At 56.1% G+C, this 24286-nt stretch carries 21 protein-coding genes; 15 read left to right on the forward strand and 6 right to left on the reverse strand.

Translation table 11 applies throughout. The features are described 5' to 3' along the window. From AC2FLJ_RS14900 to nqrF, 5 genes are read left to right on the forward strand one after another with little or no spacing between them, the layout of a single operon-like run. Nucleotides 1–1209: an NADH:ubiquinone reductase (Na(+)-transporting) subunit B gene (locus tag AC2FLJ_RS14900; RefSeq protein ID WP_496706513.1), complete on the forward strand. Its 1209-nt coding sequence runs from the start codon at nucleotides 1–3 to the stop codon at nucleotides 1207–1209. Further along, entirely contained in the window at nucleotides 1202–2017 is an 816-nt protein-coding gene (locus AC2FLJ_RS14905; protein ID WP_058272102.1) for a Na(+)-translocating NADH-quinone reductase subunit C, read from the forward strand. Before AC2FLJ_RS14900 ends, AC2FLJ_RS14905 begins: the two co-directional genes overlap by 8 nt. Continuing rightward, on the forward strand, nucleotides 2017–2670 hold the full coding sequence (locus AC2FLJ_RS14910) for an NADH:ubiquinone reductase (Na(+)-transporting) subunit D (protein WP_058272101.1): 654 nt from the start codon (nucleotides 2017–2019) through the stop codon (nucleotides 2668–2670). Before AC2FLJ_RS14905 ends, AC2FLJ_RS14910 begins: the two co-directional genes overlap by 1 nt. Continuing rightward, nucleotides 2670–3278 (forward strand): NADH:ubiquinone reductase (Na(+)-transporting) subunit E, encoded by a 609-nt coding sequence (gene nqrE, locus AC2FLJ_RS14915; RefSeq protein WP_058272100.1) that lies wholly within the window; start codon nucleotides 2670–2672, stop codon nucleotides 3276–3278. The genes AC2FLJ_RS14910 and nqrE overlap by 1 nt, the downstream gene beginning before the upstream one ends. A gap of 10 nt (nucleotides 3279–3288) precedes the next feature. Further along, nucleotides 3289–4512 carry an NADH:ubiquinone reductase (Na(+)-transporting) subunit F gene (gene nqrF / locus AC2FLJ_RS14920; RefSeq protein ID WP_058277141.1) on the forward strand — a complete coding sequence of 408 codons (1224 nt, stop codon included), beginning with the start codon at nucleotides 3289–3291 and terminating at the stop codon, nucleotides 4510–4512. A gap of 44 nt (nucleotides 4513–4556) precedes the next feature. Here the strand turns inward: nqrF and tviB are convergent, their stop codons facing one another. The 3 genes from tviB to AC2FLJ_RS14935 all read right to left on the reverse strand — a co-directional run bounded on the left by tviB (nucleotide 4557) and on the right by AC2FLJ_RS14935 (nucleotide 7474). Beyond that, the gene (tviB, locus tag AC2FLJ_RS14925) at nucleotides 4557–5840 is read right to left on the reverse strand and encodes a Vi polysaccharide biosynthesis UDP-N-acetylglucosamine C-6 dehydrogenase TviB (RefSeq protein WP_496706516.1); all 1284 of its coding nucleotides are present in this window, start codon (nucleotides 5838–5840) and stop codon (nucleotides 4557–4559) included. 12 nt (nucleotides 5841–5852) lie between these two features. Further along, on the reverse strand, nucleotides 5853–6866 hold the full coding sequence (locus AC2FLJ_RS14930; RefSeq protein ID WP_496706518.1) for an NAD-dependent epimerase/dehydratase family protein: 1014 nt from the start codon (nucleotides 6864–6866) through the stop codon (nucleotides 5853–5855). Nucleotides 6867–6949: 83 nt separating this feature from the next. Next, nucleotides 6950–7474, reverse strand: coding sequence for a CBS domain-containing protein (locus AC2FLJ_RS14935; protein WP_058277144.1), 525 nt, complete (start codon nucleotides 7472–7474; stop codon nucleotides 6950–6952). Between the two features lie 374 nt (nucleotides 7475–7848). Between AC2FLJ_RS14935 and AC2FLJ_RS14940 the strand changes: the two genes are divergently transcribed. From AC2FLJ_RS14940 to AC2FLJ_RS14965, 6 genes are all read left to right on the forward strand, one after another. After that, nucleotides 7849–8874: an FAD:protein FMN transferase gene (locus AC2FLJ_RS14940; protein ID WP_496706520.1), complete on the forward strand. Its 1026-nt coding sequence runs from the start codon at nucleotides 7849–7851 to the stop codon at nucleotides 8872–8874. A gap of 15 nt (nucleotides 8875–8889) precedes the next feature. Then, on the forward strand, nucleotides 8890–9126 hold the full coding sequence (nqrM, locus tag AC2FLJ_RS14945; RefSeq protein ID WP_496697825.1) for a (Na+)-NQR maturation NqrM: 237 nt from the start codon (nucleotides 8890–8892) through the stop codon (nucleotides 9124–9126). 75 nt (nucleotides 9127–9201) lie between these two features. Continuing rightward, entirely contained in the window at nucleotides 9202–10845 is a 1644-nt protein-coding gene (locus tag AC2FLJ_RS14950) for a sulfatase-like hydrolase/transferase (protein ID WP_496706522.1), read from the forward strand. A 103-nt stretch (nucleotides 10846–10948) separates the two neighbouring features. Continuing rightward, a complete protein-coding gene (gene gpmI / locus AC2FLJ_RS14955) occupies nucleotides 10949–12466 on the forward strand; it encodes a 2,3-bisphosphoglycerate-independent phosphoglycerate mutase (RefSeq protein ID WP_496706524.1) in 1518 nt (505 codons plus the stop codon). After that, nucleotides 12463–13593, forward strand: a complete 1131-nt coding sequence (locus AC2FLJ_RS14960; RefSeq protein WP_282119417.1) for a murein hydrolase activator EnvC family protein — start codon at nucleotides 12463–12465, stop codon at nucleotides 13591–13593. Before gpmI ends, AC2FLJ_RS14960 begins: the two co-directional genes overlap by 4 nt. 6 nt (nucleotides 13594–13599) lie before the next feature. Then, nucleotides 13600–14940, forward strand: coding sequence for a S41 family peptidase (locus tag AC2FLJ_RS14965; RefSeq protein ID WP_058277149.1), 1341 nt, complete (start codon nucleotides 13600–13602; stop codon nucleotides 14938–14940). 48 nt (nucleotides 14941–14988) lie between these two features. Here AC2FLJ_RS14965 and AC2FLJ_RS14970 read toward each other — a convergent pair whose 3' ends face one another. From AC2FLJ_RS14970 to AC2FLJ_RS14980, 3 genes are all read right to left on the reverse strand, one after another. Then, nucleotides 14989–16515, reverse strand: a complete 1527-nt coding sequence (locus AC2FLJ_RS14970; RefSeq protein WP_496706526.1) for an MFS transporter — start codon at nucleotides 16513–16515, stop codon at nucleotides 14989–14991. 90 nt (nucleotides 16516–16605) lie between these two features. Continuing rightward, nucleotides 16606–16965 (reverse strand): hypothetical protein, encoded by a 360-nt coding sequence (locus tag AC2FLJ_RS14975; RefSeq protein WP_496697816.1) that lies wholly within the window; start codon nucleotides 16963–16965, stop codon nucleotides 16606–16608. 11 nt (nucleotides 16966–16976) lie between these two features. Then, the gene (locus tag AC2FLJ_RS14980) at nucleotides 16977–17738 is read right to left on the reverse strand and encodes a DUF6478 family protein (RefSeq protein ID WP_496706528.1); all 762 of its coding nucleotides are present in this window, start codon (nucleotides 17736–17738) and stop codon (nucleotides 16977–16979) included. Nucleotides 17739–17983: 245 nt separating this feature from the next. On the opposite strand from AC2FLJ_RS14980, the gene AC2FLJ_RS14985 reads away from it, so the two are divergent. Genes AC2FLJ_RS14985 through AC2FLJ_RS15000 form a run of 4 tightly spaced genes read left to right on the forward strand, consistent with a single transcriptional unit; the run spans nucleotide 17984 to nucleotide 24235 of the window. Next, nucleotides 17984–21082, forward strand: a complete 3099-nt coding sequence (locus AC2FLJ_RS14985) for an ABC transporter transmembrane domain-containing protein (protein WP_496706530.1) — start codon at nucleotides 17984–17986, stop codon at nucleotides 21080–21082. Further along, complete coding sequence (locus tag AC2FLJ_RS14990; protein WP_496706532.1) at nucleotides 21075–21971, forward strand: CPBP family intramembrane glutamic endopeptidase; 897 nt, start codon at nucleotides 21075–21077, stop codon at nucleotides 21969–21971. Before AC2FLJ_RS14985 ends, AC2FLJ_RS14990 begins: the two co-directional genes overlap by 8 nt. Before the next feature lie 60 nt (nucleotides 21972–22031). Next, complete coding sequence (accD, locus tag AC2FLJ_RS14995; RefSeq protein WP_058272084.1) at nucleotides 22032–22964, forward strand: acetyl-CoA carboxylase, carboxyltransferase subunit beta; 933 nt, start codon at nucleotides 22032–22034, stop codon at nucleotides 22962–22964. Further along, nucleotides 22961–24235, forward strand: a complete 1275-nt coding sequence (locus tag AC2FLJ_RS15000) for a bifunctional folylpolyglutamate synthase/dihydrofolate synthase (protein WP_496706534.1) — start codon at nucleotides 22961–22963, stop codon at nucleotides 24233–24235. The genes accD and AC2FLJ_RS15000 overlap by 4 nt, the downstream gene beginning before the upstream one ends. Nucleotides 24236–24286: the final 51 nt, after the last annotated feature.

A 24286-nucleotide genomic window follows, 5' to 3' on the forward strand; every position in this document is an offset into this window, starting at 1 on the left:
ATGGGTTTGCGCAACTTCTTTGACCGGATCGAGCCGAACTTTACTAAGGGCGGCAAGTACGAGAAGTATTTCCCCATCTACGAGATGGTCGAAAGCTTCGTCTACACTCCGAAAACCGTAACCTCCGTTGCACCCCATGCGCGGTCCTACGTGGATATGAAGCGGATCATGACATATGTCGTGATCGCCACGATCCCCTGTATCCTGTGGGGAATGTACAATACCGGCTTTCAGGCAAACTCGGCCATTGCCGCGCTTGGACCCGATTCAGCCACTGGCTGGCGGATCGCCATCCTGCAGATGTTCGGTATCTCGCTGAACCCCGCCAGCATCTTTGCCAATGTGATGCACGGGATGATGTATTTCCTGCCGATTTACATCGTCACTCTGGTTGCAGGCGGTATCTTCGAGGTCATCTTTGCGACTGTTCGCGGCCATGAAGTGAACGAGGGTTTCCTTGTAACTTCCATGCTTTACACGCTAATCTTGCCCGCATCTACGCCACTTTGGCAGGTTGCGTTGGGCATCATCTTCGGGGTGGTGATTGGTAAAGAAGTTTTTGGTGGCACTGGCAAGAACTTCCTGAACCCAGCACTCGTCGGTCGTGCGTTCCTGTACTTTGCCTATCCGGCGAACATGTCAGGTGACACGGTTTGGACCCCGGTTGATGGCTTTTCAGGCGCGACAGCTCTGTCGGTATCCGCCTCAGAAGGATATCAGGCGTTGGCCACCGAGGGGCTGACATGGTGGAATGCGTTTCTTGGTCAGATGCAGGGCAGCTTTGGTGAAACATCAACGCTGGCTTGTATGATCGGTCTGGCATTCCTGCTAACGACCCGCATCGCCAATTTCCGACTGATTGTCGGCTGTCTGGCTGGGACCATAGGTCTGACGCTGCTGTTTAACCTCATTGGGTCGAATACCAACCCGATGTTCGCGATGCCATGGTACTGGCACGTCGTCGTCGGCGGTTACGCTTTCGGTCTGGCTTTCATGGTGACTGAGCCCGTTTCAGCCAGCCATACCAACATGGGCCGGTATATCTACGGTGCTCTGATCGGTATCATGGTTGTGTTGATCCGTGTGGTGAACCCCGCTTTCCCCGAAGGCATGATGCTGGCAATCCTGTTCGGTAACGTCTTTGCACCGCTGATCGACTACTTCGTCGTTCAGGCAAACATCAAACGGAGGGCGCGTCGCCATGTCTGATACGCAATCCCCAGAACCCAAGGGCGCGATTGCCAAGTTTCTGGCGGCCTCGCCGGACTCGGTCGGTAAAACGATCTTTATCGCCGTCGCCGTTTGTCTGGTGGCCTCGATGGTTGTGTCAGCCGCAGCCGTAAGCCTGCGCCCGGTCCAGGAAGCCAACGCGCTGAAGGACAAGCAGATCAACGTTCTGCAGGTAGCTGGTGTTTACGAACCCGGCACCGACGTGTCCGAGGCATTCGCCGCATTCGAGCCGCACGTTGTTGAGCTTTCGACGGGTGAGTTCGTCGACGACCAGTTCGATCCCGCAACATTCGACGATCTGGCCGCCGCAAGCGATCCAGAGCTGAGCGTCGCGCTGGACGATGACCCGGCTGGTATTGGTCGCAAGGCGTTGTACCGTGTTGTCTACCTGCTGCGCGACGAATCCGGCGAGTTGGACAAGGTGATCCTGCCGCTGCACGGCTATGGTCTGTGGTCGACGCTCTATGGCTTTATCGCGCTGGAAAACAACGGCAACGATATCTACGGCCTTCAATTCTATCAGCACGGCGAAACCCCCGGTCTTGGCGCCGAGGTGGACAATCCGCGTTGGAAAGCGTTGTGGAACGGCAAGAAGCTGCGGGACGATGCAGGTGATCTGCAGATCACAGTATCCAAGTCGCAACCTGCCGCTGGCCCCGACTTTTATGTAGATGCGCTGGCCGGTGCCACGCTGACCTCGGTTGGTGTTGATAACCTGGTGAAATTCTGGATGGGTGATGCGGGCTTCGCTCCGTTCCTGGCCAAACTGCAAGCAGGAGAGTTCTGATGTCCCAGACCAAGAGAGAGATGCTGGTCGACCCGCTTGTCGACAACAACCCGATCACACTGCAGGTGCTGGGTATCTGTTCGGCGCTGGCGGTGACCTCTTCGCTGCAGGTGTCCTTCGTGATGGCGCTGGCGGTTACCTTCGTGACCTCGTTCTCGTCCTTCTTCATCTCATGCCTGCGCAACCAGATCCCGGGTTCGATCCGGATCATCGTACAGATGGTGATCATCGCCTCGCTGGTGATCCTGGTGGATCAGGTTCTCAAGGCTTACGCCTTTGAGATTTCCAAAACCTTGTCGGTTTTTGTCGGCCTGATCATCACCAACTGTATCGTGATGGGCCGCGCCGAAGCATTTGCGATGAAGAACCCGCCCGTCGCGTCCTTCATTGACGGCTTGGGCAACGGAATGGGCTACGGTCTGATCCTGCTGCTTGTTGGCTTCATTCGCGAACTGTTCGGCAACGGATCGCTGTTTGGCGTTACCATTCTGGAAACCGTGAACAATGGTGGCTGGTACGTGCCCAACGGCATGCTGCTGCTGCCGCCGTCCGCGTTCTTTATCATCGGCTTGATCATCTGGGCCTTCCGCACATGGAAGCCGAACCAGGTCGAAGAGCGTGAATACAAAATTCAGCAGGTAGAGGCCCACTGATGGAAGGTCTGATTTCACTGGCCGTGAAGGCCATCTTTGTTGAAAACCTCGCGCTCAGCTTCTTCCTCGGGATGTGTACATTCATCGCCGTATCCAAGAAGATCTCGACCGCGCTGGGTCTGGGCATCTCGGTCATGGTCGTTCAGGCGATCACCGTTCCCACGAACAACCTGCTGCTCAGTTATCTGCTGAAGCCCGGTGCGTTGGCTTGGGCGGGTTTCCCTGATGTGGACCTGACCTTCCTTGGTCTGATCTCCTACATTGGCGTGATCGCGGCGATGGTGCAGATCCTTGAGATGGTTCTGGATAAGTACTTCCCGCCGCTCTACAACGCGCTGGGGATCTTCCTGCCGCTTATCACAGTGAACTGCGCCATTCTGGGGGGATCGCTGTTTATGGTCGAGCGTGACTATAACTTTGCCGAAGCAGCCACTTATGGTGTGTCTTCGGGCTTTGGCTGGGCACTGGCGATCACCGCTATGGCGGGCGTTCGTGAAAAGCTGAAGTACTCGGATATTCCGGATGGCTTGCAGGGCCTTGGCATCACTTTCATCACCGCGGGACTGATGGCGATGGCCTTCATGTCTTTCTCGGGCGTGAAGCTGTAAGGAGGGACGAATGGAAACTTTTAGCCTAGGCGTCGTCCTTTTCACCCTGATCGTTGTCGCTTTGGTGGCCCTCATCATGGCCGCCCGTTCGAAACTGGTATCGACTGGCGATGTGAACATCACAATCAACGGCGAAAAAACCATTTCCGTTCCCGCAGGTGGCAAATTGCTGCAGACACTGGCGGCCGAAAAGCTGTTTGTGCCTTCTGCCTGCGGCGGTGGTGGCACCTGTGCGCAGTGCCGCGTGCGTGTTCATTCAGGTGGCGGTTCGATCCTGCCGACTGAAGAAAGCCATATCACCAAGCGCGAAGCGTCTTGCGGCGACCGCCTGTCCTGTCAGGTTGCGGTCAAGCAGGACATGAACATCGAAGTTCCCGAAGAGGTCTTTGGCGTTAAGAAATGGGAATGCACGGTTCGCTCGAACGAAAACGTGGCGACCTTCATCAAGGCGCTGACCCTGGATTTGCCCGAGGGCGAGGACGTGAATTTCCGCGCTGGCGGATACATCCAGATCGAAGCCCCTGCGCATGCGTTGAAATACACTGATTTCGACGTGGAAGAGGAATACCGCGAAGATTGGGACCGCTTCAATCTGTGGCAGTATGAATCGGTTGTGAACGAACCGATCGAGCGCGCGTATTCAATGGCCAACTACCCGGACGAAAAAGGCATGATCATGCTGAACGTCCGCGTTGCCTCGCCACCTCCCGGTTCCGAAGGTATACCAGCCGGTCAGATGTCGTCTTACATCTTCAACCTGAAACCGGGTGACAAGGTCACCATCTCGGGCCCGTTTGGCGAATTCTTTGCCCGCGACACCCAGAAAGAGATGGTCTTTATCGGCGGTGGCGCCGGTATGGCGCCCATGCGCAGCCACATCTTCGACCAGCTCAAGCGTCTGGAAAATCGCGACCGCAAAATCAGCTTCTGGTACGGCGCACGGTCTAAGAAAGAGATGTTCTTTGTCGAGGATTTCGACACTCTGGCCGAGGAATTCGACAATTTCGAATGGCATGTTGCCCTGTCGGATGCGCAGCCAGAGGACGATTGGAAAGGCTACACCGGCTTCATCCACAACGTTCTTTTCGAAGAGTATCTCAAGAACCACCCCGCACCTGAGGACTGTGAGTTCTACATGTGTGGCCCACCAATCATGAATCAGTCGGTCATCAACATGCTGCTGGATTTGGGCGTGGACCGCGAAGACATCATGCTTGACGATTTCGGCGGGTAAGAAATAAAGAACCGGCGCTCATACGCGCCGGTTTTCTTTTGTGCTCAAAGGCGAAGGTCGCTGGCCTCTATCGGCAGGACCGACTTGACGTCGAAGACCACGCTTGTGTCTTTTCCGAACGCTCTGATTTGCGCGGGCTCTACATCCAAAAACTCTCGATGTGCGACGGCCAAAACGACGCCGTCATAGGCGTGTTCCTTAGGGGTGTCGACCAGGGAAATGCCATACTCGACCTGTGCTTCGGAGGCATCGGCGTGCGGGTCATGCACATCTACCTCAATACCGTAATCCTTCAGTTCGTCTATGATGTCGACGACCTTGGTGTTGCGCAGATCCGGGCAGTTTTCCTTGAATGTCAGCCCCATTACCAGCACGCGCGCCGATCCGACGTCAATCCCGACGCGAGTCATCCGCTTCACCAGTTGCGACACCACATAGCTGCCCATGCTGTCGTTCAGGCGTCGCCCGGCCAGAATGATCTGTGGATGATGGCCGACCGCCTCTGCCTTATGTGTCAGGTAATAAGGGTCGACGCCGATGCAGTGTCCGCCGACCAGGCCAGGACGGAAGGGCAAAAAATTCCACTTGGTTCCAGCTGCGCGCAAAACGGCATCGGTATCAATGCCCAGGCGTCCAAAAATCATCGCCAATTCATTGACCAGCGCGATGTTCAGGTCGCGTTGAGTATTTTCGATAACTTTCGCGGCTTCGGCTACGCGGATGCTTTCCGCTTTGTGTGTACCTGCCGCGATAATCCGGCCATAAAGCGCATCTACCAAATCGGCAACTTCGGGTGTCGAGCCCGAGGTGACCTTGCAAATGTCCGAGATGCGATGGGCCTTATCACCGGGATTGATCCGTTCCGGGCTGTATCCGACAAAGAAATCCCTGTTGAATTTAAGACCGGAGACCCGTTCGAGCACTGGCACACAGTCTTCCTCGGTCGCGCCGGGATAGACCGTGGACTCGTAGATCACCAGGTCACCTTTTTTCAGAATGTGCCCGACCGTCTCGGACGCACTCAGCAAGGGCGACAAATCCGGTTGTTTGCCCGCCGTGATTGGCGTTGGAACCGTAACGATAAAGGTATCACATCCCGCCAGATCGGAAGGTCCCGAAGTAAAGGTCAAACCTGTCGCAGCGCCCAGATCATTGGGGGCAACTTCCTGAGTGCTATCCTGCCCCGCGCGCAACGCGTCAATGCGTTTGGCATTGATATCAAACCCAATGACCGGGCCCACCCCGGCAAACGCCACTGCCAGTGGCAGGCCGACATAACCCAGGCCAATGACGGCAATTTTGCGGGAATTGGGGTCTGTTTCGAGCATGCGGCACTCAGTTCATTTTTCGTGATATTCGCGGAACCATTCCACGAACTGGGCAATCCCGACCTTGAAATCGGTCTGTGGGCGATACCCGGTTAATCGCTGCAACAGATCGGTATCGGCCCAAGTGGCCGGGACATCGCCCATCTGTATGGGCATATAGTTTCTGATTGCTTTCTTGCCGACAGCTTCTTCGATCGCCTCGACGAAATCCAACAGGCGCACTTTGTCGCCATTTCCGATATTGACCACGCGCCAGGGCGCTACGGGCGAAAGGCTGTCGCCTTCTTCGATGTCATCTGCGCTGTCGGGGCGCACGGGCGGGCTGTCAATCAACAGCCGGATTCCGCGGACAAGATCATCCACATTGGTAAAATCGCGATACATGTCGCCATGATTGTAGATATCGATCGGACGGTCATCCAGAATTGCATCCACAAACTTGTAAAGCGCCAGGTCCGGCCGCCCCCAAGTGCCATAAACGGTAAAAAACCGAAACATAGTTGTGGGCAGGTTCCAAAGATGCGCGTAGGAATGGCCCATGGCCTCGTTGGCCTTTTTGGTAGCTGAATAGATGGTCAGAGGCGTGTCGGCCTTTTCGACCTCGGTGAAGGGCATCAACTCATTCGCGCCATAGACCGACGAGGTGGACGCCATCAACAGGTGTTCAACCTTATGTTCGCGGGCAACCTCCATCACGTTGAATGTGCCCACAATATTCGAGTCGATATAGCTGCGCGGATCCTCCAGGCTGTAACGCACGCCTGCCTGACCAGCCAGGTGCACAATCACGTCAGGCTTAAAGTCATCTCCAACCTGTTTGAGTTTTTCGTGATTTTCCAGCAAGTCCTCGGTGACGGAAAACCCAGGGTTTTGCAACAGCATCTGATGCCGGCGGTTTTTCAACGCGACATCGTAGTAATCGGTCATCCCGTCATAGCCGTGCACCCGGAATCCTTCCGAAAGCAACAGTTTTGCAAGATGGAACCCAATGAATCCCGCTGTACCCGTTACCAGAACGTGCTTCATTTACCCTCGACCTATAACCGAACAAATTTTGGCATCAAGGATACTGTCAGTCAGCCAAGGTCAAGGGATTTCTGCCGGAAGGATCAGCCTACGATCATTTGTTTCATGCGTAACGCTTCATACTCGAGCTCTTTCAGCCGGAAATGAACAACGTCACCGATTGTGACGACGCCGCGCAGTTTGCCGTCGCCAACAACGGGCATGTGGCGAAAACGTCCTTCGGTCATGGTTTTCAGGACATCATTCAACAAATCGTCTGGTGAACATGTCTTGACCTCGCGCGTCATCAGATCCTCGACTGATTGTGGCAAGGTCTGGCCGGGCGTGTCAGCCATGCGCCGGACGATGTCGCGTTCGGACAGAATACCCTGAAGGGTACCGTTCTGGTCGGTCACGACCACGGCACCAATCCGCTTTTCACTGAGGGTATTCACGACCGAATGGATTGTGTCGTTTGGGCGCACCGCAAATACAGCATCCCCTTTACCCGCAAGCAATTTTGCCACCGTCGTCTGCGAATGCGACAGATTGGATTCAACCGATTGGCTATGCGTGCTTGTATCGGTCTTGTCGCCGCGGGTTGGGGGCTGATATGAGGTTGGGGCCATTGGCAATCTCCTCTTATTTTTGAGATGGCTTCCCTTACACCTTACCGCAGCAATGCGATCTGTATAGGGTGCAAATGCCCAAACCGGGGAAAACTGCCGCTAAACAAGGATATCCGGCCTGTTGTCTGACTTGTACCTTACCCCGCCCGTCGCAGTGCTGATTTTCTTTGCCGTTGTCGTATGCGGGCATAACTTTAGAATGGCCTGGAAACAGCAGCCGGTTGGCTGGCAAAAGAAAGCCTGGTTGTTCGGTGTGCCGGCCGGCATTGGGCTACTTATGTTAGGCTTCCTGCCGCTAAAGCTGTGAAGTCGGTTTGACTCTGCATGGGGCCGCTGGCATATGCCGGGCACGGTTTTCCTCTGGAGGTCTCTCGATGCGCCTTTTGCCTGTTCTGGCTGTTGCAACACTTGTTTCCGGATGTCTCTTTGACAAAGAACCCGAGGTTGTGCGCCTGTCCGGTGAGACCATGGGTACCACATTCAACATCACCGCTATCGGCACGGATGTGGATGAGACTGCATTGGGCTCTGCCGTGGAAGAGACACTGGCAGACGTGAACGCCAAGATGTCCAACTGGGACCCCAACTCAGAGGTTTCGACATTTTCGGCGTCGCCCAGCACTGAACCCACTGAGGTTTCCGAAGAATTTGCGCTGGTTTTAGGTGCAGCAAATGACGTGCACGAAAAATCGGGCGGCACGTTCGACGTAACGCTTGGCCCGCTGATCGAACTGTGGGGCTTTGGTCCGCGCAAGCCAGAAGATCCGGTGCCATCAGATGCCGAGATACAGACGGCGTTGGAAAGCGTTGGTCAGGAACGCTTGCTGATGTTGGACAGCGACAACGGAACTTTGGCCAAATCAGATGCTGGTGTGGGCATCAACCTGTCAGCAATCGCCAAAGGATATGGCATCGACGCGGTGGCTGCGACTCTGCGCGACGCTGGGATCGAAAACTATATGGTCGAGATCGGCGGTGATTTGGTCACCATGGGCCAGAACGACAAGGGTGAGGCTTGGCGGATCGGGATCGAAAAGCCCGAAGCAGGGGCCCAAAACCTGCAGTTGGTAGTTGAGCTGGACAACCTCGGTATGGCGACCTCTGGCGACTACAAGAATTTCTTTGAACAGGACGGCGTGCGGTATTCGCATATCATCGATCCAACAACAGGTCGTCCGATCACGCATCGCACGACCTCGGTCACGGTTCTGGCCGAAAATGCGATGATGGCTGATGCCTGGGCGACAGCGATGTTAGCGCTGGGTCAGGATAAGGGCCTGGAGCTGGCAGAAGAACATAAACTTGCCGTGTATTTTATCTCGCGGGATGTGACAGGCGGCGACGATGCCTATATTACGGTTCACAGCACTGCGTTCAAAGACGCACTGGGCACCAACTGACAGGTAGGAACCGGGATGAGCACCTTTTTCATAGCGTTTTTTCTGCTTTTGATCATCGTGGTTGGCATGTCGCTGGGCGTCATGCTGATGGGCAAGACGATCAAAGGCAGCTGTGGTGGTCTGAACGCAATCTCGGGCGCGGACAAATGTGTGGTCTGCAAAAAGGATGTCGATCCCAATTCGCCCTTGCGTGATCAGTTGCAATGCAAACGTGCCAAAAAGATGCTTGAGCAGATGGAGCGTCAGGCCTGAACGCAGATTGCGCTTCGCTATAGTGATGGTAATGGCTAAATAGACCCCTGAGGCATCTTGCGGGAGAGCGCGGGTTTGGCCAAAGGCAAAAACATCCTGTTTATCATGTTCGATCAGCTGCGCTGGGATTATCTTAGCTGTTACGGGCATCCGCATTTGCACGCCCCAAACATTGACCGACTGGCTGCTGACGGAGTCCGCTTTGATCGGGCCTACATCCAGTCCCCGATTTGCGGCAGTTCGCGCATGTCGACTTATACCGGCCGCTACGTGCATTCACACGGCGCCTCATGGAATGGCATTCCGCTGAAAGTTGGTGAAATCACGATGGGGGATCACCTGCGCAACGCAAGCATGGACTGCTGGTTGGTCGGCAAGACCCATATGCGCGCAGATGCGGAAGGAATGGAGCGGCTGGGGTTGGAGTCTGACAGTCTGATCGGCGCGCGTGTCGCGGAATGCGGGTTTGATGTATATGAACGCGATGACGGTATGCTGCCTGAAGGACCTGACGGATTTTATGATCCGGATGGCGCACAGGAATACAATAAGCATCTGGCTGCTAAAGGGTATGAGAGTGACAACCCCTGGCACGACTTTGCCAATTCGGGGCTGGATGAGGACGGCAATGTCCTGTTCGGCTGGTTTTTAAAGAACTCAACCGAGGCGGCCAACATAGCGGAAAAGGACAGCGAAACCCCTTATCTGACCGGACGTGGCATCGAATTCATGGACACCCATGATGGCCCGTGGTGCTGTCATCTGAGCTTTATCAAGCCGCATTGGCCATACATCGTGCCGGAACCTTATGCCTCGATATACGGGCCGGAACATGTTCTGCCGGTCGTGCGCTCCGACACGGAACGTCAGAATGCGCATCCGGTGCTCAAGGCATTCATGGATACTAAAGTCGGGCAGACATTCTCGCGGCAGGATGTACGTGATGCGGTGATCCCGGCCTATATGGGGCTGATCAAACAGGCCGATGACCAGATGGGGCGACTGTTTGACTGGATGGAGAAAACTGGCCGGATGGAGGACACGATGATCGTGCTGACCTCCGATCACGGCGATTTTCTGGGCGATCACTGGATGGGCGAGAAAACGTTCTTTCAGGACGCATCAACCAAGGTGCCACTGATTATCTATGACCCGTCACCCGAAGCAGACGGAACGCGTGGCACTGTAAGCGATGCACTGGTTGAATCCATCGACCTTGCTCCGACATTTGTGGATGTGGCGGGCGGTGAGATCGCAGGGCATATTCTTGAGGGGCACTCCTTGCTTCCGATCCTGCATGGGCAGCTGAACGAAACACCCCGCCACGCGGTGATTTGTGAGTACGATTACTCGGCATCACCAATTGCAGACATGTTAAATGCCTCTGTCCGGGACGCAGTCATGTTCATGGCAGCCAACAAAAAGTGGAAGCTGATCCACTGCGAAGGCGGTCATCGGTCTATCCTGTTTGATCTGGGGAACAGTGCCGATCACGCCGATATTGTTGCCACAATGTACGACCACCTGTTCGTTTGGACACGCCGCCAGTCGCAGCGCACGACACGGTCGGAACAGCAGTTGATTGAGATGCGGAGCAAAAGCCGGGGCAGGGGGATCGTGGTCGGGGTCTATGATGAAAACGATGCGCCGCTGGACCTGACCGTCAAGTATCGTGGTCGCACGACGCGTCCGTATACGGATTTGATAAACAAGGATTGAGCGGACTGAGTATTAAATCTGCACATCCGCGCACAAAATAAGGTTCAATTGCCCGAGGGCAGGCGATACAAGACCGACCAGAGCAGAAATCCGGAGAGCCGCAATGACCGCCCCCAAACCCGTCGTCCTGTGCATTCTTGATGGTTGGGGCCTGTCCGAAGACACACGGTCTAACGCGCCGTACCTTGCAAATACTCCGACCTTTGATGCGATCATGACCAATGGGCCGCACGCGACCATTATTACACATGGCCCGGATGCTGGCTTGCCCAGCGGCCAGATGGGCAATTCCGAGGTGGGTCACACCAATATCGGGGCGGGCCGCGTTGTTGCGATGGATCTGGGGCAGATCGACCTGGCAATTGAAGATGGCAGCTTTTTCGACAATGCCGCATTGCAGACCTTCATAGCAAAGGTGAAGGCAGCAGGTGGAACGGCGCACCTGATGGGTTTGGTCTCGGACGGTGGCGTCCATGGCCATTTGAATCACATCGTCGCTGCTGCCAAGGCTATTACTGATGCAGGCGTTCCGGTGGCGCTGCACGCCATGACGGACGGGCGCGACGTCGCTCCGAAATCGGCATTTACTTACCTGTCTGAGCTTGAAGGTCGTTTGCCCGACGGGGCGCGCATCGTCACGGTCTGTGGTCGGTATTTTGCAATGGATCGGGACAATCGCTGGGAACGCGTCAGCGAGGCTTATGATGCGATGGTCAAAGGCCAGGGTCGGGCTGCCACAACCGCGCATGGCGCTGTGGATCACGCATATAACCAGTCTGAAACCGATGAGTTCATCGCTCCCACTGTTCTGGAAGGTTACGACGGCATTCAGGATGGTGACGGGGTTTTCTGTCTGAATTTCCGAGCGGACCGCGCCCGTGAAATCTTGCGCGCGATTGGCGAACCGGGCTTTTCGGACTTCGATACCGGCCCGCGCCCGCAGCTTTCCGCCCTGTTGGGAATGGTCGAATATTCCGACGGTCACAATGCCTATATGACAACCGTGTTCCCCAAGCGGAAAATCGTGAACACTCTGGGTGAGTGGGTTGCCAAGAAGGGGTTGCGCCAGTTCCGTCTGGCCGAGACCGAAAAATACCCCCATGTCACATTCTTCCTCAATGGCGGCAAGGAAACGCCCGAGGAAGGCGAAGACCGGTTTATGCCGAAATCGCCCAAAGTGGCCACCTACGACCTGCAGCCCGAGATGTCTTCGGCCGAAGTGACGGCGAAGTTTGTCGAGGCGATCGAGGCAGGCTATGACCTGATCATCACCAATTATGCCAACCCCGACATGGTTGGTCACACGGGCGATCTGCAAGCCGCAATCAAGGCATGTGAGGCCGTCGATCAGGGCTTGTCGCAGGTTGTAGCGGCGCTGAACAAGGTCGGTGGCGCGATGATCGTCACTGCGGATCACGGCAATTGCGAGGTCATGGTTGACCCCGAAACCGGCGGGCCGCACACCGCGCATACTCTGAACCCGGTTCCCGTGGCGCTGGTCGGTGGGCCAAAAGGTGTCTCGCTGCGAAGCGGCCGCCTTTCCGATCTGGCCCCGACGCTGCTAGAACTGATGGGTCTTGAGCAACCACCCGAGATGACGGGGAAGAGCCTGCTGTCATGAGGATGCGCGCGCTTATCTTTGCGATGTGTTTCGCGTCGCCTGCCAGCGCGCAGAATGATCCGTCCACGGCGGCCTTGAATGCGGCGCGCATGCTAGAACAGGCCTCGATCAACTTGACCGAAGCCGACGGTGCCCGCGACCGCGTGCGTGCCCTGACCGAAACTATCCAGGCTTATGAGGCCGGGCTTTCAGCGATGCGGGACGGGTTGCGCATGGCAGCGACCCGCGAGGCACAGCTGACAGCAGAATTGCGGTCGCGGGAACAGGAGGTCGCGCAGCTTCTGGGTGTATTGCAGACCATTGAGACCACGGCACCACCCGTTCTGATGCTGCACCCGTCCGGGCCCCTAGGTTCCGCACGGGCAGGCATGATGCTGTCCGAAGTTACTCCCGGACTGAACGCGCGCGCGCAGGCACTGGCCCATGATCTGCAAGAGGTCCAGACCCTTCGGAAGCTTCAGCAAAGTGCTGCAGACACTCTGGTCGAAGGGTTAACCGGTGTGCAAAACGCGCGCACCAGCCTCAGTGAAGCCATCGCTGACCGCACGGATTTGCCCCGTCGCTTTGTCGAAGATCCGGTTCGCACGGCCATCCTGATTTCATCAACCGAGACGTTGGACGGCTTTGCCAGTGGATTGTCCGAAATCTCGGAAGGCGAAATTGCCGAAACAGATGCGGATGTCTCTGACCGCAAGGGGCGGATTGAATTGCCGACCCAAGGCGTAGTTTTGCACCGCGCGGATGAGACTGACGCGGCTGGTGTGACGCGCCCCGGTGTGGTTCTGGCCACCCGTCCTCGGGCAATTGTTACAGCGCCGACTGCGGCAACGATCCGGTATCGTGGACCATTGCTGGAGCTCGGGAACGTCATGATCCTCGAGCCGCAACCGGGCTTGTTGTTCGTGTTCGCCGGGTTGCAAGACGTTTACGGAGACATGGGCGAGGTGATCCCCGAAGGCACTCCGGTGGGTTTAATGCCGGGTGAATCGCCCGAAATCGGCGCAATTTTGTCAACAAGCAGTGATGGCACTGGAACTGGCCGGTCAGAAACGCTCTATATAGAGGTAAGACAGAATAATAGCCCCGTGGACCCGGAATCATGGTTTCGGACCGACAAGGATGGATAAACGAGTATGAAGAAATTTCTGATGGCCGGTCTGGCCGGAACCGTGGCAGGTGTAATCGCAACTACACAAATTGCTGGTCCTTTGCTGGCGCAAGAGGCTGACCGGAAGGCCAGCGTGTACGAGCAACTGGATCTGTTCGGGGATATTTTTGAACGTATCCGCGCCCAGTATGTCGAAGACGTGGAGCCGGAAGAGCTGATCGAAGCGGCCATCGACGGTATGCTTACGTCGCTTGATCCGCATTCCAGCTACCTTTCGCCAGATGATGCTGAGCAGATGCGTGTGCAGACACGTGGCGAATTCGGAGGATTAGGCATCGAGGTCACGCAGGAAGAAGGCTATGTCAAAGTTGTCTCGCCGATCGACGATACCCCGGCAGATGAGGCGGGGATCGAAGCGGGTGATTTCATCACTCATGTCGATGGGGAAAGCATCCTTGGCCTGACATTGGACAAGGCCGTGGATCTGATGCGTGGCCCGGTTGGGTCGGAAATCGTGATCACGGTCGTCCGTGAGGGCGAGCAAGAGCCGTTTGATATCACCATCATCCGGGACACCATCAAGCTAACAGCCGTGCGTGCCCGAACCGAAGGCACCAGCGTTGTTCTGCGTGTCACCACATTCAACGACCAGACTTTCCCGAACCTACAGGAAGGCCTGAATGAACAGATCGAAGAAGCTGGTGGTCTGGACAAGGTCAATGGCTTTGTCCTTGACCTGCGGAACAATCCTGGCGGGCTGCTGACCCAGGCAATCAAAGTTTCGGACGCGTTCCTGAACGAAGGCGAGATCGTGTCCACCCGTGGTCGTGACCCAAGCGACGGTGAGCGTTTCAATGCAACAGCGGGTGATCTGGCCGAAGGTAAACCAATCGTTGTCCTGATTAATGGCGGGTCCGCCTCTGCATCGGAAATCGTGGCCGGCGCGCTGCAAGACCACCGTCGCGCGATCGTTGTCGGCACCAAGAGCTTTGGCAAAGGATCGGTGCAAACGGTCATGCCGCTGCGTGGCGATGGTGCAATGCGTCTGACGACCTCGCGCTATTACACGCCCTCGGGCCGGTCAATTCAGGCACTTGGCGTCAGCCCCGACATCATCGTTGAACAACCGCGCCCTGCGCCGGATGCCGAGGAAGAGGAAGCCAACGCCCGCACGCGGTCCGAAGCTGACCTGCGCGGCAGCCTAAACAATGACAGCCTCAGCGAAGATGAAATTCGTCAGATCGAAGAAGACCGCGCCAAAGCCGAAGCCACGGCTGAATTGCGGGAAGAGGATTATCAGCTGGCTTACGCCATCGACATCCTCAAAGGTTTGTCGGCGTTCAATCCCAACGGACCGTCTCAATAAGAAAAACAGGGCCGCCGATACAGGCGGCCCTGTCTGCAAAGGCCGGGATCAGCCCTCAACCTTGTGCAGTTTTTCTTCGTCAAGCATCATCGCCAGAACAATGCCTATCGAGACCGAGATGGCCGCAAAAACAAAGGCCATGTTCATACCTGCATCGAATGCGGCAGCGACGGCGGATTTGACCTTATCGGCCTCTTCCGAGCTTAGCTTTTCCATGATAGCGCGGGCCGTACCGGTCGTAAGCGTTCCACCGTTGATCGCCTTTTGATCGGTTGCAGACATGTTGATCCCATCCGCAACCAGCTGTTTACTGAGGCTGGACAGGCTGACGACATACATTATTGCGGTCGCGAAGGCGACGGATATAGCGCCGTATACCAGATGGGTCATAAAGCTCAGCCCGCCGACAAGTCCGGCGCGTTCAGGTTTGACGGCGCAAACGGCTGCAGTGCCTGATGGCCCAACCGTCAACGTTGCGCCCAGCCCGATCATCGCCATGCCGGGCAAAATCTGAAAATATCCCAGCCCCGCCGGCAAGATAATAATACTGAGAGCGCCGGTCGTTGCGATCAAATACCCCCAGAACAGCAGGCGCTTTGGCCCGAAATCATTATAAAGCGTGCCCGAAACAATTGAGCCGACGGCCAGCAGGAGTGTCAGTGGGGCAAGCCCAATCGCGGATTCAAACACGGACCAACCAAGGACCTTTTGCATGTATTGAGGGAAGTATAGCAGCCCTACAAATGCCGCCGACACGTTGAACATGTTCAGTCCCAGCGTGATCCGAAACTCGCGGTTTTGCATCATTTGAGGCAATAAAAGAGGTTCTTTCACGCGCTTCTCGACTTGCGGGAAAAAGAAGAACAGCGCGGCGCTGACGAAGAACAACATCAGCAGCGGGACAGACGTCCAGCCCCAGTCCGCACCGATGTCCAGCCCGTAAAGCAGCAAAAGAACGGCAAACGAAAGAATACCTATTCCGGCGAAATCGATATGTTGGCCCTGTTTGTGTTGAGTTTCACGCTCCATAAGGATCAGGGCCGTAACCATCGAAATGGTCGAAAACAACACGTTTGCAAGAAAGAACAAGCGCCAGTCGCCAAAGCTGACTGCGGCGCCGCTGATGAGAGGACCAAAGACATTGCCGCTGGTCACACCGGCGAGGATCATACCCATGATCATGGCGCGGTGTTCGGGGCGCGAGACTTTGGTGGCGCCAAAAGCAAGCGTGCAAGGCCAGACGCAACCCGAACCAATCCCTTGCAAAGCACGCGCGGCGATCAGGAAGTCGAGACTGGGAGAGACAAAGCACATGACGGACGCAAATAGAAAGATTGCCAGCCCGATGATCATCATCTTGCGATGCCCGAACATGTCCCCCATGCGCCCCCCAGCGACCATGGTCATGGCAAAAAACAAGGCGTAGATGTTCAGAACCCACTGGGTGCTGGTAATATCAGCGTCAAAGCTATTTTCGATGGCTGGGACAAGAATAAGAGCGCCGGTAAAGTCGATACCGATCCCGAACCCTGTCACCATCAGAGCGATGACCTTGACGATACTGCTGCGGTCCATTTTCGCACCCGGGTTGCTTCGGATGACATTTATGATGCACGGATTTCGCCTGAAAGATAGACAAAGCCTTGGAAACGAAGAAAACCCGGATCAGTCCGAAGGTGCCTGAGACCGTCTAAATGCCCGTTTCAACAAGTCCAGCTCCGCCCGCAACAAAGCGATTTCGGTCCGCAAATCATCCGCGGCTGATGCACCCGCAATGATTGTGAATTCACCGATCTTCTGTGATGTGTTTGCATCGGCTATTACAAAGCAATGAACACCGTCGGCAATCGCGGTTGATGGCACTGGCACACTCAGCTCCCAACCACCATCGGTGGCGGTCATGAATACACCCTCCAGCGCCTGGCCCATGTAACGGACTTCGACATGCAGTTCAGTGTCGGCCTGTAGGTACCCGCGCCAGATGCCGTTTTCGAACAGGGTTGGGGTCAAGGTTGGTTGTGTCATTGCCAATGCTCTCACATGTCGGCGCGGTGGTGGCGACAAAGGGTCAGGTCCCGCAGAACTATGCGGTTCATAGCCGGATTGGTCAGAACCAGATCCAGCCAGATCTTGTCTATACGCCGTTCGTTCAGCGGCAAATTGGCAAGATCGAAATCCAGAACATTCGAACTTGTCGACAAATCAAGAGACCGTGGAACGGAATCAGTGTTTGGGCCGTGCCGAATATTCAATCGCGCGGTCACGTCCAGCGGACGTTCTGTTTCAATCTGGGCATCGACCCGCATCAGGTGCTGCCGCGTCAGACCTTGCACAGCCTCGGGCGGCAAATCCAGCGACACGGACAGGAATGACCCCGCAAAGCCAAACACTTCGACGCCAAGTCCAAAAGCGGCCAGGTCCTTTTCGTCCATGTTTCGTGCCTGTCGCACACTGATCTCGGATAGAGCGCAGTCATGGAATACCTTTACCTGCTGATCCAATTCGACCTTACGCGGGATTGAGGCGAGACCGGGCCGGGGCAAGGGACCCCGCCACAAATCAGGTCGCCAGCACCAGTCAGTACCCAGCGGTTTGGGGAATTGCTTTGATCCAATCAGGGGCAGCGTCAGTCTTTCGTTTGCTTCCCGTAGCAAACGGTCCAATTGCGCACGCAGTTTGCGCGCCTCGTCGCGCTGTTGACGCAATTGGGGGTTCGTGGCCCCGGCCGCGTCTTGAACGGCGCGTTGCCAACGCGCAATAGTTTTGCGGTGTAGATATCGTTCGAGAAGTTTGCCCATGATCCCATCGTCTGAACTTGACCTTCTTTAGTCAAAGACAACGGCGAGGATAAGGCCGAATTGGCGAAATCCGCATAAAACTGCCCGACACTAACGTGGTTGTGACTGGGCGGTTTTGGTTGTGTCTGCTAAGGCCCCCATCGCCGTTCTTGCAATCACCTGGGACTGTGCGTACCGTCCGGCACCTGATTGCTTTGGATTATCCGAAAAACCGCGTACTAAATTCTTTGAGGCAAGGCCGGGGCATGGAACCCACACTATTTTCGTTCATCTGGAAACACTCGAAAAAGCAGCAGCTTGTGCTGTTGTTTCTGACGGTATTGTCGTTTCCGTTTCTCTACGCCTCGCTAGAGCTGCCAAAACAGATCATCAACGACGCAATTGGTGCGCCCAACGATAGCGTTACACTTTTTGGGTTCACCTTCACGCAGGTCCAATATCTGCTAATCCTCTGTTTCGCATTTTTGGCCACTGTAATCGCCAGCGGCTTGATGAAGATGCGCATCAACACGATGAAGGGCATATTGGCCGAGCGTATGCTGCGCCGGCTTCGGTTCACGCTGATTCACCGCTCGATGCGATTCCCGAAATCGTATTTTGCCACCACCAGCCAGGGTGAACTTGTTTCAATGATCACCTCCGAGGCCGAACCGATGGGCGGTCTGATGGGTGATGCGATTGCCCAGCCGGTGTTCCAGTTTGGTCAGATGATGACCATTGTCACTTTTCTGTTCATGCAAAGCGTTTGGTTCGGTCTGGCCAGCATCGCGTTGATTCCGTTGCAGGCATGGCTGATCCCAAAACTGCAGCGCCAGATCAACCTGCTGAACAAGGAACGTATTCAGCAGGTCCGCCACCTCAGCTCGGAAATTGGCGAAAGCGCGGCGGGCATCAGCGATTTGCGGGCCAATGGCGGCTGGCGCTATCGGTTGGCACAATTCAGCCACCGGTTGGGAACCTTGTTCGAGATCCGGTTCAAGATCTACAACAAGAAGTTCTTTATGAAGTTCCTCAACAATCTGATCACTCAGATGACGCCGTTCCTGTTCTATTCGGTCGGTGGCTATCTGGCGATTACGGGTGAGGTGACAGTGGGCGCGTTGGTCGCGGCGCTTGGGGCATACAAGGACCTTAGTGGCCCATGGAAAGACTTGCTGACCTATTACAACCAGGTTCAGGATATGTCGTTGCGCTGGGAAATCGTGATTGAACGCTTTGCCCCAGACAACATGATCCCTGAAGAGCTATTTGTGGGTGAGCCTGAGTCCATTCCGCATCTCAGCGGCGATATCGAACTGCGCAATGTAACAGTGCGCGATGATGACGGGAAAACCATCCTTGAAGATATCGACCTGACCATCCCCAAGGGTGCCCGCGTTGCTATTCAGTCGTCAAGCGCCGCCGAGCGCGGCGCGTTGGCGCAACTGCTGACACGAGAGCTTTTGCCGATACAAGGCAGCGTCACAATTGCGGGTCACGATCTGCTAAAACTCCATCAGACGGTAATTGCAGCGCGGATCGGCTATGCCTATTCGCGACCCTATCTGTTTGACGGGACTTTGGGCGATAACCTTTTGATGCCGTTGCGAACCCATCCACAACACGAACCCGACGCGAAGAAGGCCCCAAGCCGGTGGCAGATCGAAGCGGTGCGGGCCGGGAACCCTCCGGATTCCCTCTCGGATGAGTGGATCGATCCCGGCCTGGCAGGGTTGGAAGACATCGAGGATATCCGCAACTGGTGGTTCCAGCTAGTCGAGGCGATGGGCATCGACGAGTTCATGTTCCGCCGGACATTACGTACTCAGTTTGATCCAGTGCAACATTCTGCCCTTGCGCGTGATATCGTAAACCTGCGCGACACGGTCGCGCAGAGGTTGGAAGAAAAAGACCTAGCGCGGTATGTCTATCGGTTCGAACCGGACCGCTTTAACCCGGCTGTACCGCTGGGGGGCAACCTGCTGTTTGCCGCTCCGTCGCGTGATATCTCACCGGATATTCTGGCGGGCGATGATCGGTTCATGTGGATGCTGCGCCATCACGATCTGGATGATGACGCGATGAGCATTGCAAGCGCGGTGCTGGAGACACTGCACCAGACGTTTGGGCGGGACGGGGCAGATCACCCGCTGTTCCTTCGTCTGGGTATGGCCAAGGATATGTTCCACCGTCTGCTTGATATCGAGGATCGGCGCAAAGCCAAAGGGGATGAAGCAATCAGCGAGGGCGAGCGTGCCTTGTTGCTGACCGTTCCGTTCCTACTGACGGCGGAACAGATCGGGCCTGATTTTCCAGACGAGTACAAAGATAAAATCTTGGCCATCCGAAGGGGGCAAGCGGAACAGCTGCGTGCCTCGATGGATGGGATGTTCGTTCCGGTCACGCCGGAAGCATATATTGAACGCATGACTGTCATGGAAAATGCCCTGTTCGGGCGGGTTTCTTTGATGGCAGGGGCACACACGGATGAAATCGAAGATGTCGTCGCCGAAGCCATGAACGAAGCTGGCCTGCGCCGCCGGGCGGCAGCCATTATCTATGACCTGCCCTCGGGTCTGGGTGGGAATAATCTGCCGACGGTATTTCAGGAACGCGCCGCATTCTCGCGCGCTGGAATCAAGCGTCCTGATGTGTTGATCCTGGACAAAGCTCTGGCCAGCCATGATTCCGAGAGCAGGCTGAGAACCCGGCTGAAACTGCGGGAATTGTTGCCGGATTCCATCATGGTGTTCATGGAGGATTACTTTGCCCATCCCGAAGCCTATGATCTGTTCGTCGAGATCAAGGATGGTCGAATTGACGGCGTCTCGCGGACCCGCCCAGAAGAAGAGGCCAGCTCAACGGATGACCTGAGCCGTAAGCTCAAGATTATCTCGTCGACCGAGCTGTTTTCCGGCATTGACGGTCGCAACCAGCGCCTTCTGGCGTTTTCGGCGCAATGGTACGATGCCGCAGCCGGGCAGATCATCTTCTCCGAAGGGCAAACGCCAGATGCCGCTTATCTGTGTATTTCGGGCGAAGCCGACCTGATCTGGAATGAAGGGAACGGAACCGCGCGTACGATCTCGGTCATCGAGCCGGGGCGTCTGATCGGAGACTTGTCGATTATCACAGGCGAAATTCGGCAATTTGATTTGGTTGCGGTCAAGAATTGTTCGTTCCTGCGCATTGGGGCCGAGGAATTGCGCGCGGTAATTGAAAGTGACGCAGGTGTTGCAATGCAGCTGCTGCAAACGGTTGCCGGCTATCTGACTACGATTTCCGAAAGGCTGAACGCCGCCAATGCAACCTCATTGATCTTCGATGATGACGAGCCGAACCGGGACACGGCCGACAATGCCTGACGCCCGCCCCGGCAGATACATGGCGCATGAACGACTGGTTGCACCTTCGCGCGCACGGCCAGAGCTTTGGCGCCTGCTTGTCGGGCTGACCATTGTTGGCGTGGTTGGCATCCTTCTGAACTTCCTACTTTTTGGATTGGTTGCGGGTCTTGGATCCGTCGAATGGGCCCAAGGTTTGCTGACCGGCGCATCCCCGGTTGCACTTTTGGTGCTGCTGGCAAGCTTTGGCTTCATTACATTGGGCGTGTCCATCGCTTCAAAACGCCTACAACATCGAACGCTGCGCTCAATCTGTGGTCCATGGCGCGAGGGCATTGGGCAATTTTGGAATGTTTTTAAGGCATTGCTGATCGTTGGGATCGTCGTGGCGATCTTGCCGCCATATGGCATGGGCGCAACGCTGACGCAGAATTTGGCACTGTCGACCTGGTTGTTGCTTCTGCCTTTCTCGCTTTTTGCAGTGCTGATTCAGACAAGCGCTGAAGAGGTGCTTTTTCGGGGATACATTCAGCAAAGTCTGGCAGCGCGATTCCGATCGCCGGTTATTTGGTTGGGCGTACCGTCGATTTTGTTCGCGGCAGGTCACTATGCCCCCGGCGCGGCCGGAGACAACGCGCTATTGGTTGCTGTGTGGTCCGGGATGTTCGGCCTGATGGCGGCGGATCTGACGGCACGGTCAGGGACGTTGGGGCCTGCTATCGCATTGCACCTGTTCAACAATATGGTCGCTCTGCTGTTTGTTTCCTTACCCGATGGCTTAAGTGGTCTGGCATTGTATCTGCTTCCTTACGACATGTCGGATACCGGGGCGCTGCGGCAATGGCTGTATGTGGATTTTGCTGTGATGATCGTCAGTTGGCTAACAGCGCGGGTTGCGCTCAGGCGTTGATTGCATTTCTTTCCGTAGCGTCTTATTTGACGTCAAAGCCGCACAAGCCAAGGTTCCGATATGAACTGGATTACAAACTACGTCCGCCCACGGATCAACTCGATCTTCTCGCGCCGAGAAGTGCCGGAGAATCTTTGGCACAAATGCGATGAATGCGGAACCATGCTGTTTCACCGTGAGTTGGCAGAAAACCAGAATGTCTGCACCCAGTGCGATCATCACATGGCGATCACTCCGCGCGAGCGGTTCGATCATCTGTTTGATGGTGGGATCTTTACCGAGGTCGAGGTTCCCGCGCCCAAAGACGATCCGCTGCAATTCCGCGATCAGAAAAAGTACCCCGACCGGATGAAAGCCGCCCAAAAGAAAACGGGCGAGAAAGAAGCGATGCTGGTCGCCCTTGGTGAAATTGGCCGAACCCCGATTGTGGCAGCTGCGCAGGACTTTTCGTTCATGGGCGGATCCATGGGCATGTATGTCGGCAACGCGATCATCGCGGCCGCGCAAGAGGCGGTGAAGCTAAAGCGCCCGCTGATCCTGTTTTCGGCCGCTGGCGGCGCACGGATGCAGGAAGGTATCCTGAGCCTGATGCAGATGCCCCGCACAACCGTGGCAGTAGAAATGCTGAAAGAGGCAAATCTGCCCTACATCGTAGTGCTGACTCACCCAACAACGGGCGGTGTGACGGCTTCGTACGCGATGCTGGGTGATGTCCATATCTCAGAGCCCAATGCGCTGATTTGTTTTGCCGGTCCACGCGTGATCGAACAGACGATCCGGGAAAAGCTGCCCGAAGGGTTTCAGCGTGCCGAATACCTGTTGGATCACGGCATGTTGGACCGTGTGACCAAGCGGACCGAAATGCGCGATGAGTTGATCACCATCACGCGGATGTTGATGAACCAGCCTCCGGCGGTCAAAGGTGATCTGCCAGCGCCCGAATCCGAAGATGCAGTGGCAGAAGCCCCGGCTGAAGACGCGGAAGAGAAATGACCCCTCAGACATCGGACGTCATCCTGGAAAGGATGATGGCGCTGCATCCCAAGATCATTGACCTGACCTTGGATCGTGTCTGGCGTCTGCTGGCCGCGCTGGACAATCCGCAAAACAAACTGCCGCCGGTGATCCACATCGCGGGAACCAACGGCAAGGGCTCGACCCAGGCCATGATCCGAGCGGGGCTGGAAGGGACAGGGCTGACCGCCCATGCCTACACCTCACCCCACCTGGCCCGGTTTCATGAGCGTATTCGTCTGGCGGGTGAACTGATTTCCGAACCGGATCTGACGGCGGTTCTGGACGAATGTTATGCCGCCAATGGTGGCGAGAACATCACGTATTTTGAGATCACGACCTGCGCGGCCCTGCTGGCTTTTGCCCGGTCCAAGGCGGACTACACGTTGCTTGAGGTCGGGTTGGGTGGCCGGTTGGATGCGACCAATGTCATTCACGACCCGGCGGTGACGGTCATCACGCCGGTTTCAATCGACCATGAACAATATCTGGGCGATACCTTGGGCAAGATCGCAGCGGAAAAGGCCGGCATCATCAAGCCCGGTGTTCCCTGCATCGTTGGCCCGCAACAGGATGAGGCGCTGGAGGTCATTGAATACACTGCCGCGCGTCTGGGTGCACCTTTGTTGGTGCATGGCCAACACTGGCACGTCACCGAAGAAAACGGGCGGCTCGTCTATCAGGACGAAACTGGCCTGCGCGATCTACCGCTGCCAAATCTGTTGGGCGCACATCAGTATCAAAACGCCGGCGCCGCGCTAGCGGTATTGCGTCATCTGGATCTTGGGGAAGACGCCTATGAGGCTGCGGTGACCAAGGCTGAATGGCCAGCCCGCATGCAGCGATTGAAAACCGGCCCGCTGGTCGAACAGGCCCCCGAGGCCGAACTCTGGCTGGATGGCGGTCACAACGCCGCCGCAGGTTTGGCATTGGCCGATCTACTGGCGAAGCTGCCTGCACGTCCAACCCACATGATCTGCGGGATGTTGAACACAAAGGACGTCACCGGGTATCTGGCGCCGCTTGCCGCTCAGGCGCAAAGCCTGACGGCAGTTTCTATCCCGGGTGAGGTCAATACACTGAGCGCCGAAGACACTGCTAAATCTGCCGCTCGGGTTGGGCTAGCAGCGTCTACTGCCAATAGTGTGGCCGAGGCCCTGAAAAAGATTACTGAAGATGACCCGCAGGTGCGGGTTCTGATCTGTGGATCGCTATACTTGGCCGGTAATATTCTGCGCGAGAACGGCTGAAAAAGGCGCATCCGCACAGCTTCATCTGGCCAATATATCCCGGGGGAGTCG

The sequence above is a fragment of the Ruegeria sp. CDSA034 genome, from assembly GCF_059612275.1.